Here is a 16,243-nt window from a genome sequence, read left to right as displayed (position 1 = left end):
AATGATGTCCCACCGGCCGGAAAGATTAGCCGAGGCAATTAAAAAAGAAGTGTCTGACCTTTTACGGGAAGAATTAAAGGATCCCCGTATAGGTTTTGCCACATTAACCTGGGTGGAAGTTTCTAATGATCTTAAATACGCTAAAATATTTGTCAGTGTATATGGGAACAAAGAAGAACAGAAAGCCACTATGGCTGCTTTGAAAAAAGCGCAAGGGTATGTTCGAACTGAGCTTGGGCGGCGTATCAGGCTAAGGCATGTTCCGGAGGTTTCTTTTAAGCTTGATGACTCAATTGAACACGGCTCCAAGGTAATTAAGCTGCTGGACGGGGTAATCAGGGACAATGAATAGCAAGGAAATTAAAATCGACCAGATTGCACAAGCAATTGCTAGGGTGAAAACAATTGCAATATGCGGGCATGTAATGCCTGACGGTGATAGCCTGGGATCGGAATTGGCCCTAGGTATAGCACTGCGTAAAATGGGCAAGGAAGTCCTGCTGTTTAGTCCCGACCCCGTACCGGAGGCATACACTTTTTTACCGATGGCTTCGGAGGTAAAGCACCAGCTTGAAGATAATAACCAAAAGTTTGACATGTTTATTTCCGTTGACTGTTCAGTTCCGGACAGGCTTGGAGATTTTATCAAACTGATACAGCTATCAGAACAGGTTGTTATAATAGACCATCATGCCGGTTCTACGGTATTCGGTGATTTGTATCTTAATGATCCCGAAGCTGCAGCGGCGGGAGAAATTATTTATGACATTTTAAAAGTTCTTCCTGTGAATATTGACAGCGACATAGCCCAGTGTTTATATGTGGCTATTGTTACCGATACCGGCTCGTTTCGCTATGATAATACCGGCCCTGAAACGCACCTTAGGGTTGCTGAATTACTGAGGGTCGGTATTCCTGCCGCGCGCATTAATAAGCAGTTATATGAAGAAAAGCCCCTGGTTGGTTTAAAAATATTAAAAGAGGCGCTTGATACATTAACACTGAGCGGGTGTGGCAGAATTGCCTGGATGTGCGTAAAAAGAGAGGTTCTGCAAAAATTAGGTGCGCATGATGAACATGTGGATGGAATTATTAATTACCCCAGAATGATCAAGGGCGTTGAATTAGCCCTGTTTTATCGCGAGATGGGCCAGGACAGGTTTAAGATCAGCTTCAGGTCCAAGTATAACCTTGATGTCAATAAATTAGCGGCTTTGTTTGGAGGTGGCGGGCATTCCCGCGCAGCCGGCTGCATTATTGAGGGTGATTTTGAATCTATTCAAAAGAAAATCCTGGAGGCTGCCTTACAGGTGCTGGAGGATGCGGAAAGGTGAACGGCATTTTAAATGTTTTAAAACCAGCAGGTATGACCAGCCATGATGTGGTAAATTTTATTCGGAGATTAACCGGGCAGAAAAAGGCAGGTCATACAGGGACTCTCGATCCAGGCGCTGCCGGTGTGCTGCCTGTATGCCTTGGTAAGGCTACCAGAATAATAGAGTACCTGTACGATAACAAATCATACAGGGCCGAGGCCACTTTGGGAATTTCGACCACAACCCAGGATGCATTTGGTAAGGTAATCCACAGATCTTCCTGGGATAATATAGACTTAACGTACATACAAGGATGTTTAAGTTCTTTTACCGGTAAAATTGAACAAATACCTCCAATGACATCTGCTATCAAGCATCAGGGAAAAAAACTCTACGAGCTTGCCAGGGCAGGTATTGATGTAGAAAGAGAGCCCCGTACGGTTTACATAGATAAAATAAAAATTGTTCATTATTACCCCGGGAAAATTAATTGCCCACCCAGGATAATTTTCGATGTTGGTTGTTCGGCAGGAACTTATATTAGGACATTATGTAATGATTTAGGAGAAAAGCTGGGCTGCGGTGCTTTTATGTCTTATCTGCTGCGCACCAGGGCAGGAGTATTCAGTATAAATGAAACGCTAACTCTGGAAGAGTTAGTTGAACTAAAGGATAATGGCAGATTGGAAAGCGTACTGGTTTCAATGAGCAGCGCTTTATCACATCTACCGGTTGCTGTTGTACAAAACAGCGATATTAAGCTGGTTAGCTGTGGAAACCGGTTAAGATTGCCGGTTAATTCTTTTAATTGTAAGCCGACCGCTGACCTGCGGGTGCGCATCGAATCTAACGCAGGGTTGCTGGCTATAGGTGCCATATCAGTTCCGACGGATTCCCCGGAACATTATCTTTTACAACCTGTTAAGGTTTTGGTATAGCATACTAGTGGAGGTTTGAAACAGTGCAAGTTTATAACAGCTGGTTGGAGTTAAAGGACAGATACGATAAATTGGTATTAGGGCTGGGAAATTTTGACGGCTTGCATCTTGGCCACCAGAAACTGATCAGCAGCTTGGTGCAAAAGGCCCGGACAATTGGAGGCACTCCCGCGGTATTTACCTTTGTTCCTCACCCCATGGCCGTTTTAAGGCCCGAGGAAGCTCCTCCGTTGATACTATCACCGGAAATTAAACAGAAGATGATTGCTGATTTAGGTGTGGAAGTGCTGATCATGATTCCATTTAACATTGAATTTTCCAGAATGGGCCCGGAAGACTTTATAACTATGGTTTTGCACCAGCACCTGGGGGTCCATTCTGTTTTTGTAGGTTATAACTACACTTTTGGCTACAGGGGTATGGGCACCCCCGAGCTATTAAAAGAGTATGGTGAAAAATTGGGCTTTGAAGTTGAGGTAATAAGCCCGGTGGTATATAAAAATAAACCGGTTAGCAGCACATTAATTAGAGCTTTAATCGCTGAGGGGGACATTGCCGGGGCGAGGGAGTTGCTCGGCTATTGCCCGATTATTGATGGAGTGGTCGTTTATGGTGAGCAGAGGGGGAATACCCTTGGTTTCCCAACTGCTAACCTGCAGCCTGGTTCAGATTATATTGTGCCTCCCAACGGTGTCTATTCAGTGAAAGTTAAAGTTAATAACGATTTATTCCTTGGAGTGGCCAATATCGGGGTAAAGCCCACGTTTCATAATAACTCGATCAATCGAACTATAGAAGTTCACCTGCTTGATTATAACGGAAACCTGTACGGACGCAGAATTATGGTCTATTTTATCCGGCGGATGAGAGCAGAAAAGAGATTTAATTCTGCCGGGGAATTAATCGCTCAGATTCAAAAAGATATTAGTGAAGCCCGGCGGGATGCTTCCGGGCAAGTATAAAAATATCTATGGCCTAATATACATCTTATTAAGTTTACTTGTAAGGCAGATTATGCTACAATTACCTAGTACCTTATCAGTAAACGTCCCGAAAACCGTTGAAGGGAGACGTTTAATTAATGGGGGTACCAAAATTCAATTCACCTGAAGAAGAAATTAAAAAGTGGCTGAATCAAATCGCCCTGATATGTTTGAGTGAGGACTTTCAAAAGCTCAAAAAAGAATTAGAAAAACTATATTTGCAATCAAATGTTGAAAATGTACAAATCGTTGCCTTTCAAGATGCATTATATGCTTTTTTAGCGCAGGAAGAGGATGAACTTTCATTCAGGACCGGGACTAATTAAGCATTATGGATAGTAAAGTTATAGTTACGGAACATGCACGCAAACGCCTTAAGGACTTTCGTCAGGATAAGATTACAACGACTGATATAATGTTAGCTGCCAGCAGTATACCAGGGCGTATCCCCACGGCGACAAGGTTTAGAGGTTTTTTTGCCAAGTCCGGGCGAATGTTTGATATTGTGGCCAAAGATATTCCTTCAGGAAGATTGGTTATTACCATAATTGGTAAATAATAGAGTTATGAACTGTTAGCTAGGGAATGCGTTTATCTCCGACGATTAACTTGGCTAGCAGCGATTATAAAACACAAGGAGGTGAGCACCGTGGCATTGTCAATCAATGATAAACATTCCATTATTGAGAGTTTTAAGCTGCACGAAAATGATACCGGTTCGCCCGAGGTGCAAGTGGCGATTTTGACCAACCGGATTAATCACTTGACGGAACATCTTAAGATTCACAAAAAAGACCATCATTCGAGGCGCGGTTTGCTGAAAATGGTTGGACAGCGCAGAGCTATGTTAAATTATCTCAAAAATAATGATTTTAATCGTTATCGTACTCTGATTGAAAAACTAGGATTGCGTAAATAAAAAAGCGGGGAATACCCCGCTTTTTACATTTTTTGTTATCAGAATAAAAGTCCATGTATTTTTTATCTTTTAGGAAGGATATAATACTAAATATGTAGAATGTCATAATTTTGGTGCTGGCTATATTTTTTTGCCTTAGCCAAAGCTTGACTTTAGTTGGGGACATACCTCCGACCTGGAAGCTTAACCCTAAAGAGGAGGTATGTCCCCGTACCTTAATTAAAGAAAGGAGGTACACCCGTTCTTAATTCGGGCAATCCAGAGATTACCGAAATTTTGAGACCGGATGGAAAACCCGTATGCAACAGCAAAACAAATTGATCAAAGAACTTGAAATTGGCGGCAGAATAATGCAGTTAGAAACAGGAAGGGTGGCCAAGCAGGCAGGGGGTGCCGTATTAGTCCGGTATGGAGATACAGTTGTTCTGGTTAATGCCACTATGGCCAAAAAGGCTAGAGAAGGTTTAGACTTTTTCCCGCTCACCTGTGATTACGAGGAGCGTCTTTATGCGGTAGGTAAAATACCGGGTGGTTTTATTAAGAGAGAAGGGCGTCCCAGTGAAAAAGCCATATTAACCTCGCGTTTGATAGATAGGCCTATTCGCCCGCTGTTTCCCAAAGGAATGCGTAACGAAGTGCAGGTTATTGCGGTGGTTATGTCGGTTGATCAGGATAATCCACCGGAAATGGCAGCTATGGTAGGGGCTTCGGCTGCCCTGCATATTTCCAATATTCCCTTTAACGGACCTATTGGTGGCGTAATTGTTGGGAGGGTAGATAATAAATTTATAATTAACCCGGATGTAACAAATGCTGAAAAAAGTGATATGCATCTTGTCGTTGCCGGAACGCATGATGCAGTTATGATGGTTGAGGCAGGGGCCCGTGAAGTACCTGAAGAAACCATGCTTGATGCTATCATGTTTGGTCATGAACAGATTCGGAAGATTGTAGAGTTTATTGAAGATTTTAGGCGTGAAGCACTGGAGCTGGGCTTGGCTAAAGAAAAGTATATTCCTGCATTGGCTGGAATTGAAGAAGACTTGGAAGCGGCAATAACCCCCAAGGCTTTGGAAGAAGTTAAGAACGCTGTTCAGGAATGTATAGCCAAGCAGCTGTCTAAAAAGGACCGGGAAGCACTGCTTGACCAGGTTAAGGAAAACCTATTGCTGGAGTTTGCTGAAACCTATCCCGAGCAGGAACAATCCATAGTCAACATACTTGAAGTTGTGGAAAAGAAAGTGGTACGCAGGTATATTCTTTTTGACCGCGTCAGAATAGACGGCAGGGCACTAAACGAAGTAAGACCAATATCTGTAGAAGTTGGAGTTTTACCACGCACGCACGGTTCAGGTTTGTTCACCAGGGGACAAACGCAGGTTCTTTCCATTGCAACCCTGGGAGCCATCTCTGAAGAGCAGATTCTTGACGGTCTTGGTGTTGAGGAAACCAAACGCTTTATGCATCATTATAATTTCCCGCCTTTTAGCACTGGTGAAACCAAGCCTATGAGATCACCGGGCAGAAGGGAAATCGGGCACGGGGCGCTGGCTGAACGCGCACTGGAACCGGTTATTCCGCCGGAAGAAAAGTTTCCGTACACAATTAGGCTGGTTTCCGAAGTTTTGGAAAGTAACGGCTCGACATCAATGGGCAGTGTTTGTGGCAGTTGCCTGGCGCTGATGGATTCCGGTGTTCCTATTAAGGCACCTGTTGCAGGTGTTGCCATGGGCTTAATCAAGGAAGATAATGAATTTGCCATATTAACGGATATACAAGGTTTGGAAGACCACCTTGGTGATATGGACTTTAAAGTTGCCGGTACAACCAAGGGTGTAACCGCTTTGCAAATGGATATAAAAATTGCGGGCATTGACAGGGATATTCTACAGCAGGCATTAAGACAAGCCACAGAGGGTAGAATGCATATCCTTGGTGAAATGACCAAAGTGCTCGCGCAGCCTAGAGAGGATCTCTCTCCTTATGCACCAAGAATTATTCACACAGTAATTGACCCGGATAAAATTAGAGATGTTATTGGACCGGGCGGAAAAATTATCAAGAAAATCATTGAAGAAACCGGCGTTGACATTGATATTGAAGATGATGGAAGAGTTTTTATTGCTGCGGTTAATCCCGATGCCGGAAAGAATGCTTTAAGTATAATTCAAACACTGACCAAAGAAGTGCAAAGCGGCGAAATTTATCGCGGCAAAGTTGTCAGGGTGACCGATTTCGGCTGTTTTGTGGAGGTAGTTCCCGGAGTTTTGGGTCTGCCGGGTAAAGACGGTTTAGTGCATATTTCTCAACTTGCCCATGAAAGGGTGGACAAGGTTGAGGACGTGGTTAGAGAAGGAGATATTATAGAGGTTAAGGTTATTGGTTATGACAACCAGGGCAGGCTTAAGCTATCAAGGAAAGATGTCATACCGGTACCCGAAGGTTTCGAAAAGGAAAAGCCAAGGGATAGGGACAGGGATAGAGATACCGGTCGCCGCCCCAGAAACCCCAATAACCGTAGGCCAAATAGCAATAGATCAAGCTAATATTTAAATACCCCTTTTAAACATGGGGTTTATTTTTTGTATCATGGGGGAGGGGCCATATGTCTCTGGAGTTATTTGGCTACAAGAGCGTTAAGGAAAAAGTTGACCGGGAAAAGCAATGGGTTAAAAACAATTTTTCAGATTGCCCGATTCATTACGACCCGGAAGCTTCCTGGCGGGAAAACGCAGTTGTTTGCCGGCTTTCAGTTTTGCTGCCGTACTGCAATTATTTTGGTATTTATCAAATTCTTAACCAAGAGTTTAATGACGCACTGGCAGCGGAAATAATAGAAACCGGATTAAGTCCCGTTTTAGCAGTTGGTGCCGGATGCGGGGAGCTTGCCGCTGTTTTGGAAAAAAGAGGTATCGATATTTATGCAGTTGACAATTCCTCTGAATCGCTGCCCCGGAATCTTACCAGGAGCAGAGAACAACCTCTTCAGACGAATTACCGGTCAGCCATTGATAAATTCAAGCCGGAATTAATTATTTGTAGCTGGATGGCGGAAGAATCAGATTGGATCAAGGATTTTACGCTTTCCGGTTCGGTGAAAGCCTGCATATTAATCGGTGAGGATAATAAGAGAACTGATACCGACTTCGCTGGCTGGCCAAGCGAGGTGCTGAAAGGATCAAATAAGTGGTCTCTGTGCAGGTTGGATCATGGGGTTGACTTTGAAAGACCTGAACTTTGGTGGAGACATTCCAAAGTGGTAATTTTTCGAAATGCTTTAGTACAAGGATAACCCGCTTTTTCAACGGGTTATTTTTTTTATGCGCTTTTCTTGCGGTTGGTTATCCGCTTGAAGTTCAGGTAAACAATTGTGGCAATTAATATAAATCCCTATAATAATTTCACTGGTTACTAAGGCTTTGGCAAAAGCCGTGATGGGGTAAACATCCTCGTAACCAGTCGTAGTAAAAGTGATGTAGCTGAAATAAAAGTAATCAAAAAAATGGCTTTGGGGGGCCAGGCCGATAAAAGATCCAGGAGCAATCCAGATTAAAAGCCAATAAAGCAATGAGTAAAAAACGGGTACTATTGAAGTGAAGATTACTGTTTTTCAAAAAATCTTATTAATATCAAATATAACCCCGCTCTCCAATAACTATTGCTTATTGTTAATTATATAACAATTTCATAACATTAGGAAAGCATACCTGGCCATATTTATGGCGAGAGCTAAAGATTAAGGTATAAAAAAGCGCGCATTTAGGGAACTGATTAAAGCACGCTTTTCTTGTCATTGGGGTACGGAACAGGGAATATATTTAAAACAGTTGGCGATTAGAACGCTTTTAATAGGGGGTGGCTGAGATAATTGTTGTATTCAGGCGTAAGCGTATTTTATTAGGGACTTTAATGTTGATATTTGTGTTAACGCTGGGGGCTTTTATTCTCTCAATGGAAGGAAAAACTTCCACAGTTGCCGCAGAGCCCATTTACCAGGGAAATGAAGATTCTAAATCAATGGCGCTTACTTGTAATGTTTTCTGGGGAGAAGAATACATAGGGCGGATGTTGGAAATTTTAGAGGAGAAGGATGTTAAGGTTACTTTTTATATTGGTGGAACTTGGGCGGAAAAATTCCCCGGTCTTATTAAAAAAATAAAAGAAAAAGGTCATGAAATTGGCAGTCATGGCTATTCCCACCCACACCCGGATCAGTTGTCAGTAGATGGAAATAAAAATGATATAGCACGGGCTGAAAAAATTATCCAGGGGATAACCGGAGAAAAGCCGAAACTATATGCTCCGCCTTATGGGGAAAGGGGGGCGACTGTGCTGCAGGCGGCTGGTGATATGGGTTACCGTACTGTTTTGTGGAGTATAGATACTGTTGACTGGCAGCTTCCTGATCCCGGGGTTATTGAGGAAAGGGTCATTGGTAAAGCTCATAATGGAGGAATTGTGCTGATGCACCCTACCGCTCCTACCATTAAAGCTCTGCCGCGAATAATTGATACCCTCAAGGAAAGGGGATATCAAATTATAACAGTAGGTGAAATGTTAAAAAACCCCTAAAACCAAAATGAAAAGGAGATATTGAATGAGTCGGAAAAATATTTGTAGCATGATCATTCTAACGTTGCTGTTGGTTTTTCATTCATGCTTCTCCCCGCAAGCGGCCATTGCCAACGAACCTAAAATTGGTGCTAAATCAGCGGTTTTAATTGATGTATATAACGGCCAGGTGCTTTATGAAAAAGATGCCTTGCAAAAAAGGCCGATGGCCAGCACGACCAAGGTTATGACCGCTGTAGTGGCCCTGGGCGGTTCGGATTTACATAGCAATAGCAGGGTAAGCAAAAATGCTGATCAAGTCGGCGAATCCTCCATGCATTTGGAGGAAGGGGAAATCTTAACTCTGGAACAATTATTATACGGAGCATTGATGCCTTCCGGTAATGATGCCTGTGTAGCAATAGCCGAACACGTGGCCGGTTCGGAAGGTTTTTTTGTTTTATTGATGAACGAAAAAGCTGCACTAATCGGGGCTGTTGATTCTTGTTTTAAAAATACCAACGGTTTGCCGGAAAAAGGGCATTATTCCACTGCACTTGATTTAGCACTAATAACCAGGTATGCGCTGCATAATCCCGTTTTTTGCGATGTTGTCAAAACAAAGTTTAAAGTTGTAAAAGGACCGGATTCTTTAGATCATTATCTTAAAAATACCAACAAGCTGCTTTGGAGTTATCCCTGGGCTGACGGGGTTAAAACCGGTACAACACTGGAAGCCGGACAATGCCTGATTGCATCTGCCAACAAGGGGGAACGCCGGTTGCTGGCGGTAGTGTTAAAAGATAATAACAGGTTTGCTGATGCTGAAACACTGTTTAATTATGGTTTTAATGAATTTAACCTGGTTAGGAAGCTCTATCAGGGAGAAATATATACTAGAGTGCCGGTGGTAAATGGAGCAAGCAAAGAAGTTCCGGTTATGGTTGCCAATAATATAACAATAAATTTAAGAGATTTGGATTTGGAACATTTGGAGCAGAAGGTGCAAATTCCGCGCCTGGTTAATGCGCCGGTGCAGGAGGGCGAGCGTTTGGGTAATATTGAGTATTATTTGGGGGGGCATGAAGTTGGTTCAGCTGAAATCATTGCAGCTTCATCTGTGCAAGAAGCAAGTGTTATCCAAAAGATTAAGAAAAAAACCATTTTGTACTGGAATTTAATCTAATAAACAAGGAATTTAATCTGATAAACAAGAATGTTAACCAGGAAACTGTAGGATTGGGAGGTAACCGTGTGATCAAAATAGCCGAGATGGCTAATGGTATCAAAATATTAACTGAGCATATCCCCCATGTGCGATCAGTTGCAGTAGGAGTTTGGGTTGATGTTGGGTCCAGAGATGAGGGTGACCAACAGGCTGGTATTTCGCATTTTATTGAACATCTGATGTTTAAGGGAACTGCCCGGCGCAGCGCTAAGGACATCGCTGAAGAACTGGATGCTGTGGGCGGGCAGCTCAATGCATTTACAACCAAGGAATATACTTGCTATTACGCAAGGGTTCTTGATGAACACTTTCCGCTGGCCGTTGATTTATTGAGCGATATGCTTTTAAATTCGCGCTTTGACCAGTCTGATATAGACAGAGAGAGAAATGTAATAATTGAAGAAATAAAAATGTACGAAGACACCCCCGACGAATTGGTTCATGACATTTTGGCCAGGATCATTTGGAGCGAGCACTCATTGGGGAGGCCTATTATCGGAAGCGAGCAAACGGTAGGGGGGCTCTCAAAGGATACTCTGCTTGCTTTTTATAAAAAATATTATAGTTCAAGAAATATTGTCATAGCAGTTGCCGGAAATTTGGATCAACAGCAGGTAATGGAAGGCCTTACAGCCATGTTTGGCAAATTAAGCGGCGATAAGAAAGATGGCCTTTATACTGTGCCTAAACCTAATCACCAAGTGGTGTGCCGGACCAAAGATACCGAGCAGGTTCACATTTGCTTGGGTACACCCGGTCTGCCTATTGATCATGATAATATTTATGTTTTTCAGATTGTTAATACTATTTTGGGTGGAGGATTAAGCTCGCGCCTGTTCCAGGAAATTAGGGAACAAAGGGGACTGGTTTATTCCGTATATTCTTACCACAGCTCTTACCATGATTCCGGCCTTTTTTGTGTGTATGCAGGGTTAAGCAAGAAAAATGTGAGGGCTGCCCTGGAATTAATAGTAAAAGAAATTCGTGACATAGAGAAAAACGGTGTAACTCCGGCTGAATTAGCCCGTGTTAAAGAACAGCTTAAGGGTAACTTGCTGCTCAGCCTGGAAAATGTTAATTCTCGCATGAGCAGGTTGGGTAAATCCCAATTGTATCTTGGAAAAGTGATTCCACCTGATGAACTCGTTAAAAAGGTCATGGCCGTGACAGTGGAAGACATTAAGGATTTAACCAAGAATATATTTAAACCTGAAAATTTTTGTGTTGCCAGTATTGGGCCCTGGGAAGATGAGAACATGTTACTGGAATTAATTGCTAAATAGATTAACCACGGGATGTATTAATATGATAATTAAATTTAAAAAAATAAATCCTACGATCGGAGATACAATTCCTTCTCCTTCATATGTCACCACGGGGGCAGCGGGTATAGATTTGGCCGCTGCCATTGTTGAACCGGTAACCGTTGAACCGGGAGAACGTGTGATGATCCCGACAGGATTGGCAGTAGACATACCTACCACTGAAATTGTTGGGCTGGTTTTCCCCAGGAGCGGGTTGGCTGCCAGGCATGGTCTTGCCCTTGCCAACGCAGTAGGTGTGATTGACAGTGATTATAAAGGAGAAATTTTATGTCCGGTTCAAAACAATGGAGAGCAACCATATCAAATTAAACCAGGTGATAGAATAGCTCAGCTTCTTTTCATGCCGGTCCTGAAGGCCCAAATAGAATTTACAGAAGAATTGTCTGAATCAGAGCGGGGCAAAGGAGGCTTCGGATCGACGGGCAGGTAGAATCAATAAAACTTAATTACTCAGCCAATCAGTTAACAAAAAAAGAGCACACCAGGATTTAAGGCGTGTTCTTTTTTTGTTATTGTTAGGTACTACCGGAGCAGCTGAAGGCCTAACCTGAAAAAAGTTTTTAAGTTACTTATATCTGGCGCTCCGGTGGTTCCCTCCGTGCGCTGCGCAATTTTCCTTGTATCTTTTGGTTACCTATAGCTAACGCTTACACCAGACAGCCCAGAGAAAGTTTACGCCCTTATGGGTCAAGCTCTGGGGCTATGACGGGCTATTTTCCGCATCCAGCTCTATGCTTAATCCGGGAACCACCGGATCACCTTGCCTACGGTATCTATTTTTCATCCTCTGCTAGTACCGCGTTCAGCGAAAGTATTTATGGGACAAAATATGTTCTAGTAAGGAATATTTTGCAAATAAAAAAATATAAATTTGTAACGGAGGTGATTAATGATGAGTATAACCCTGTTGCTTTTCGGTTTAATTGTATTGTTGCTGGTTGTTTTATCAATTAGGGAACGAGTTAGATGGCGCACAATGCGGGATAAGAACTGGGATGCTATTGGGGAGGCCAAAACTTCACCGTTGTCTCAGGCTATTGTTAATCTGGTAGGTACTGCGGGTGGAATATATCTCTCCCTTGTATTGCTGCAAACATTTTTAGAAGTCAACATGCCCCGTTCTATTGCTTTAGCCGGCATGGACCTGGAACCACTGGCGTCTATTGCCATCGCGCTGGCTATCATCCAGCCTTTTATCGCCCGTTTTTGGCTTAAGAAAAGATAAACTGAATAAGGGGGGAGGGAGAAAAGGCTGATGAGATTGGGTGAGCTGGCGGGTAAAGAAATAATTAACGTTAGTGACGGTGCACGTTTGGGGGTAGTTGGTGACACTGATTTAAATGTTGATGCTACAACCGGAGCGATTATATCAATAATTTTGCCACGCAAGGGCAATCTTTTAAATCTCTGGGCAGAAAGGCATGAGCTTGTAATACCCTGGGAATCAGTAAAAAAAATAGGTATGGAAGTTATTTTAGTAGAGTTGGATCAGGCAACGCCGAAGTTCGGAAAATATTTAGTTTGAAATCCGTCCTAGTACGGATTTTTTTATCTACCAGACAAGTAGCTATCAAATATAGGGAAGAGACACTTAAGGGTAAAATACATATCAAGCGCACTGATAAAACTGATTTTAGAATGTGTTTTTATTGACTGTAATATAGATAATGTTATAGTGTATGGGCCATAATACTTTTGTAAACCTCCTCCGGGACAGCCCGGAGACTTTCCCACAGAGGTTTCTCCTGTCATAGGAATAGCGCCTGCTAAAGCGCAGGTTTTCAGAGACGATTTGCCATAAAATGTAATATTGCAAGGAGGCAGCAATGGCCCGGCCACAGAGAATTGACATAATGCAAAAAATAAGCAGAAAAAGAGGTTCCGTTGTTTTAACGTATATCACGGGCGACCGTGAAAATGTTAGCACCAGAATAGCACCGGACGTGGTCCGGGTAATCTACAGGCACCTGGAAATGATCGGGCACCGACCGGCGATAGATTTATTTTTGTATACCAGGGGAGGGGATGTATTAACTCCCTGGAGGCTGGTAAATCTTATTCGTGAATATACCGGGCAGTTTTCCGTTTTGATACCGTTCCGGTCCTATAGTGCCGGCACCTTATTGTGCTTGGGCGCAGATGAAATTATCATGGGCAAAATGGGTGAATTGGGTCCTATAGATCCCAGCGTTGTTAACGCCTTTAACCCCCAGGACCCGGCCAACCCTTCCGCCAGGCTGCCGGTTAATATTGAGGATGTATATTCGTATATGGCCCTGATAGCGCAAAATAATGATATTTGCAGGGATGATACTGAGTCACGGGCATTTTTAATGCTTGCTGAAAAAATTCACCCGCTGGCGCTGGGCAACGTGCATAGAAATTGGATGTTAATAAGATCCCTGGCTAAAAAAATGCTGGGTTTGCGTCAGGAGCCCCTGGGTGAAGAGATGAAACAGAATATTGTGGACCATCTTACTGAAAAGCTTTATGCACATAATCACATGATTGTAAGGAGAGAGGCGGTTGAGGAAATTGGCCTGCCGGTTATTTACGCTGATGATGAATTAAACGGGCTAATGTGGGCTCTTTATGAAGATATTGAGGCTGATCTCAAATTATCCGAGCCCTTTAACCCGAGTGATATATTGCACGGTAGCCGTACGGATTTTAAAGTTGCCAGCGGTCTTGTTGAGTCTGAGAGAGGTATTGACTATTTCGTTTTCTCGGGAACAGTTGAAAGAAAAGACTATCCTGATTCGGGCCAGATCAACGTAAATATTAATAAACAGGGTTGGTGCTCTTCAAATTGTCCTGCAAATTTGCTTTAGCCGGAAACAGAGGTGAGTAGCAAGATGGAAAGGTCTAATGATAATAAAACAGATTGGAAAATAAATTTCAGCACCGTTGGCAGGAAATATTATGTATTCAGTGAAAACTCAGGTATGCCTTCAGCTGATTTTTATATTAGGTCAAAAAAGTCCGCCGGTGGTTTAATAGTGCCACACAAAATGGATAGTTCCGCCGATTTGAAGCCTGAAATATAACTAGTAAAGGTTTTATTCTTGACATACGTTACTGGATATAAGAAAATTAATTTTAATTATCACTATTAGCAAATAATGAGTTAATGGTATTAGAGAGGAGGGAAAGCCGGTTATTTTGAGATAAGGAGTTATTTCCGTAATCTAATTGCCGGTAAACAGGTTTGATTAAGGTTGCTATTTCTGGAGTTTCCGGACGAATGGGAAGAGAAGTGCTGAAAACAGTGCTGCAAACAGAAGATACAGAGCTTTGCGCTGCGGTAGATATCCAAGGCGCAGGCCAGGATGCAGGGCTGCTCATTGGCAGTGAGCAGGTGGGCATTAATATTGCCACTAATTTAAAAGAAGCCCTCACTATTTCAGGCGCTGAAGTTTTAGTGGATTTTACCGGACCTCGTTCTGTGCTCAATAACGTTAAAACTGCTTTGGAAGTTGGCGCACGCCCCGTAGTTGGGACAACTGGTTTATCAAGGGAAGATATAGAGGCAATAGCTGCTCTGGCGGGCCAAAAGCGAGTTGGATGTATTATTGCGCCCAACTTTGCTATTGGCGCGCTGTTAATGATAAAATTTGCCAGTGAGGCCGCTAAATATTTCCCTAACGTTGAAATAATTGAAAAACATCACGATCAAAAGCTGGACGCGCCTTCGGGAACAGCGATCAAAACTGCTGAAGCTGTTATTGAGCATCGTGGTGATTATGAGCAGGGGCTTGCCCTGGAAGAGGAAAAAATTCCGTGCTCCAGGGGGGGAAAAATGCCGGGTGGGATACGTATACACAGTGTTAGATTGCCCGGTTTTGTCGCCCAACAGGAGGTTATTTTTGGCGGGGCGGGCCAGACGCTTACAATTAAACATGATTCCATTTCCAGAGAATCTTTTATGCCTGGTGTAATTACTGCGATTCGCGCAGTTATGCGCCTGGAAGGAGTGGTTTATGGTTTAGAAAACCTGATTTTTGAATAAAATTCCCACCAATTACATACAAGCACCTTAAAATCCAACTCTTCATATATTGGTGTAAGTACAAGAGGTTTGAGGAAGGGGTTGGCCGTCCTTGCTGGATCTGAATAATTTATCTGTAGCAATTATGGGCGGGGATGCAAGGGAAATTGTGTTGGCAGAATACTTATCCAATGCTGGTGCAATTGTTAATACCTTCGGTTTACCTGCTCAAGGTAAAAACATTGTTCCATACCGGGATCCCCGGGAATGTATTTTAGGAGTAGACGCCTTGATTCTACCGGTTCCAGGTGTAAATGAGCAAATGCGGTTACATGCTGCCTACCTGGAACAACCTTTAATCATTACCAGAGACCTAATGGAATTATTGCCGCGCGGGACACCAGTATTTGTTGGTTTGGCCAGAAAACCATTGCGTGAATTAGCCAGTGAAATTGGGCTGGAATTAGTGGAATTAATGAGGCTTGATGAGGTAGCTATTCTAAACGCAATTCCGTCAGCTGAAGGGGCATTGCAGATGGCTATGGAAAAAATGCCCATTACTATTCACGGATGTAACGCATTGGTAGTAGGTTTTGGGCGAACTGGCCAAACGCTGGCGCAATTGCTTTTGGCTATGAATGCAAAAACAACGGTAATTGCCAGAAACCCTGCACAGCAGGCCAGAGCAATAGCAATGGGAGCATTAACCGCTGATTTTGCAGAACTGGTTAATTGCTCAAAAAACGTTGATGTAGTTTTTAACACTGTTCCCGCCTTGGTAATTGATCAAAACATTCTTTCAAGGCTACCGGCGAAAACCCTGATTATCGACCTTGCGTCTGCTCCTGGCGGCACTGATTTTGACAAAGCCCGGGAATTGGGAATTGAGGCTGTATTGGCTCCCGGGTTACCCGGTAAAGTTGCTCCCAAAACGGCGGGTATGATTTTGGCCCGGGTAGTGCCGAGGGAATTAGTGCAGAGGGTTATGAAGTAGT

19 protein-coding genes are annotated in these 16,243 nt (G+C 43.1%); 18 read left to right on the top strand and 1 reads right to left on the bottom strand.

The window, feature by feature from the left end; all coding sequences use genetic code 11:
• Window position 1 precedes the first annotated feature (1 nt).
• From rbfA to BM056_RS08960, 9 genes are all read left to right on the top strand, one after another.
• Window positions 2-352, top strand: a complete 351-nt coding sequence (gene rbfA / locus BM056_RS09000; RefSeq protein WP_174549945.1) for a 30S ribosome-binding factor RbfA — start codon at window positions 2-4, stop codon at window positions 350-352.
• Entirely contained in the window at window positions 345-1,334 is a 990-nt protein-coding gene (locus BM056_RS08995; protein ID WP_092470857.1) for a DHH family phosphoesterase, read from the top strand. The genes rbfA and BM056_RS08995 overlap by 8 nt, the downstream gene beginning before the upstream one ends.
• The gene (gene truB, locus BM056_RS08990) at window positions 1,331-2,254 is read left to right on the top strand and encodes a tRNA pseudouridine(55) synthase TruB (protein WP_092470855.1); all 924 of its coding nucleotides are present in this window, start codon (window positions 1,331-1,333) and stop codon (window positions 2,252-2,254) included. Before BM056_RS08995 ends, truB begins: the two co-directional genes overlap by 4 nt.
• A 23-nt stretch (window positions 2,255-2,277) precedes the next feature.
• The gene (locus tag BM056_RS08985; protein WP_092470853.1) at window positions 2,278-3,216 is read left to right on the top strand and encodes a bifunctional riboflavin kinase/FAD synthetase; all 939 of its coding nucleotides are present in this window, start codon (window positions 2,278-2,280) and stop codon (window positions 3,214-3,216) included.
• 119 nt (window positions 3,217-3,335) lie between these two features.
• A complete protein-coding gene (locus BM056_RS08980) occupies window positions 3,336-3,563 on the top strand; it encodes an SH3 domain-containing protein (protein ID WP_092470851.1) in 228 nt (75 codons plus the stop codon).
• A gap of 5 nt (window positions 3,564-3,568) precedes the next feature.
• Window positions 3,569-3,796, top strand: a complete 228-nt coding sequence (locus BM056_RS08975) for a hypothetical protein (RefSeq protein ID WP_092470849.1) — start codon at window positions 3,569-3,571, stop codon at window positions 3,794-3,796.
• A gap of 90 nt (window positions 3,797-3,886) precedes the next feature.
• Window positions 3,887-4,156, top strand: a complete 270-nt coding sequence (gene rpsO / locus BM056_RS08970; protein WP_092470847.1) for a 30S ribosomal protein S15 — start codon at window positions 3,887-3,889, stop codon at window positions 4,154-4,156.
• Window positions 4,157-4,455: 299 nt separating this feature from the next.
• Window positions 4,456-6,702 (top strand): polyribonucleotide nucleotidyltransferase, encoded by a 2,247-nt coding sequence (locus BM056_RS08965; RefSeq protein ID WP_092470845.1) that lies wholly within the window; start codon window positions 4,456-4,458, stop codon window positions 6,700-6,702.
• Between the two features lie 59 nt (window positions 6,703-6,761).
• Complete coding sequence (locus BM056_RS08960; RefSeq protein ID WP_092470843.1) at window positions 6,762-7,448, top strand: class I SAM-dependent methyltransferase; 687 nt, start codon at window positions 6,762-6,764, stop codon at window positions 7,446-7,448.
• 9 nt (window positions 7,449-7,457) lie between these two features.
• Here the strand turns inward: BM056_RS08960 and BM056_RS27635 are convergent, their stop codons facing one another.
• Window positions 7,458-7,724, bottom strand: a complete 267-nt coding sequence (locus tag BM056_RS27635) for a potassium channel family protein (RefSeq protein WP_165613448.1) — start codon at window positions 7,722-7,724, stop codon at window positions 7,458-7,460.
• A gap of 383 nt (window positions 7,725-8,107) precedes the next feature.
• Here BM056_RS27635 and BM056_RS08950 point away from each other — a divergent pair, with 383 nt between their 5' ends.
• From BM056_RS08950 to dpsA, 9 genes are all read left to right on the top strand, one after another.
• A complete protein-coding gene (locus tag BM056_RS08950) occupies window positions 8,108-8,728 on the top strand; it encodes a polysaccharide deacetylase family protein (RefSeq protein ID WP_238456377.1) in 621 nt (206 codons plus the stop codon).
• A 25-nt stretch (window positions 8,729-8,753) separates the two neighbouring features.
• Window positions 8,754-9,893 carry a D-alanyl-D-alanine carboxypeptidase family protein gene (locus tag BM056_RS08945; RefSeq protein WP_092470839.1) on the top strand — a complete coding sequence of 380 codons (1,140 nt, stop codon included), beginning with the start codon at window positions 8,754-8,756 and terminating at the stop codon, window positions 9,891-9,893.
• A gap of 68 nt (window positions 9,894-9,961) precedes the next feature.
• On the top strand, window positions 9,962-11,218 hold the full coding sequence (locus tag BM056_RS08940; RefSeq protein WP_238456376.1) for a M16 family metallopeptidase: 1,257 nt from the start codon (window positions 9,962-9,964) through the stop codon (window positions 11,216-11,218).
• A 22-nt stretch (window positions 11,219-11,240) separates the two neighbouring features.
• A complete protein-coding gene (gene dut, locus BM056_RS08935) occupies window positions 11,241-11,690 on the top strand; it encodes a dUTP diphosphatase (protein WP_092470837.1) in 450 nt (149 codons plus the stop codon).
• Between the two features lie 459 nt (window positions 11,691-12,149).
• Complete coding sequence (locus BM056_RS08930) at window positions 12,150-12,485, top strand: hypothetical protein (RefSeq protein ID WP_337833497.1); 336 nt, start codon at window positions 12,150-12,152, stop codon at window positions 12,483-12,485.
• A 30-nt stretch (window positions 12,486-12,515) separates the two neighbouring features.
• Window positions 12,516-12,785, top strand: a complete 270-nt coding sequence (locus BM056_RS08925) for a YlmC/YmxH family sporulation protein (protein WP_092470833.1) — start codon at window positions 12,516-12,518, stop codon at window positions 12,783-12,785.
• Between the two features lie 301 nt (window positions 12,786-13,086).
• Window positions 13,087-14,091, top strand: coding sequence for an SDH family Clp fold serine proteinase (locus tag BM056_RS08920; RefSeq protein ID WP_092470831.1), 1,005 nt, complete (start codon window positions 13,087-13,089; stop codon window positions 14,089-14,091).
• 377 nt (window positions 14,092-14,468) lie between these two features.
• The gene (dapB, locus tag BM056_RS08910) at window positions 14,469-15,269 is read left to right on the top strand and encodes a 4-hydroxy-tetrahydrodipicolinate reductase (RefSeq protein ID WP_092470827.1); all 801 of its coding nucleotides are present in this window, start codon (window positions 14,469-14,471) and stop codon (window positions 15,267-15,269) included.
• Window positions 15,270-15,360: 91 nt separating this feature from the next.
• Window positions 15,361-16,242: a dipicolinate synthase subunit DpsA gene (gene dpsA, locus BM056_RS08905; protein WP_092470825.1), complete on the top strand. Its 882-nt coding sequence runs from the start codon at window positions 15,361-15,363 to the stop codon at window positions 16,240-16,242.
• The last annotated feature ends 1 nt before the right edge of the window (window position 16,243 follow it).

The organism is Desulfotruncus arcticus DSM 17038 (assembly GCF_900113335.1).
Taxonomy (GTDB): Bacteria; Bacillota; Desulfotomaculia; order Desulfotomaculales; family Desulfallaceae; genus Desulfotruncus; species Desulfotruncus arcticus.
This window is presented reverse-complemented; position numbering and strand designations above follow the sequence as displayed.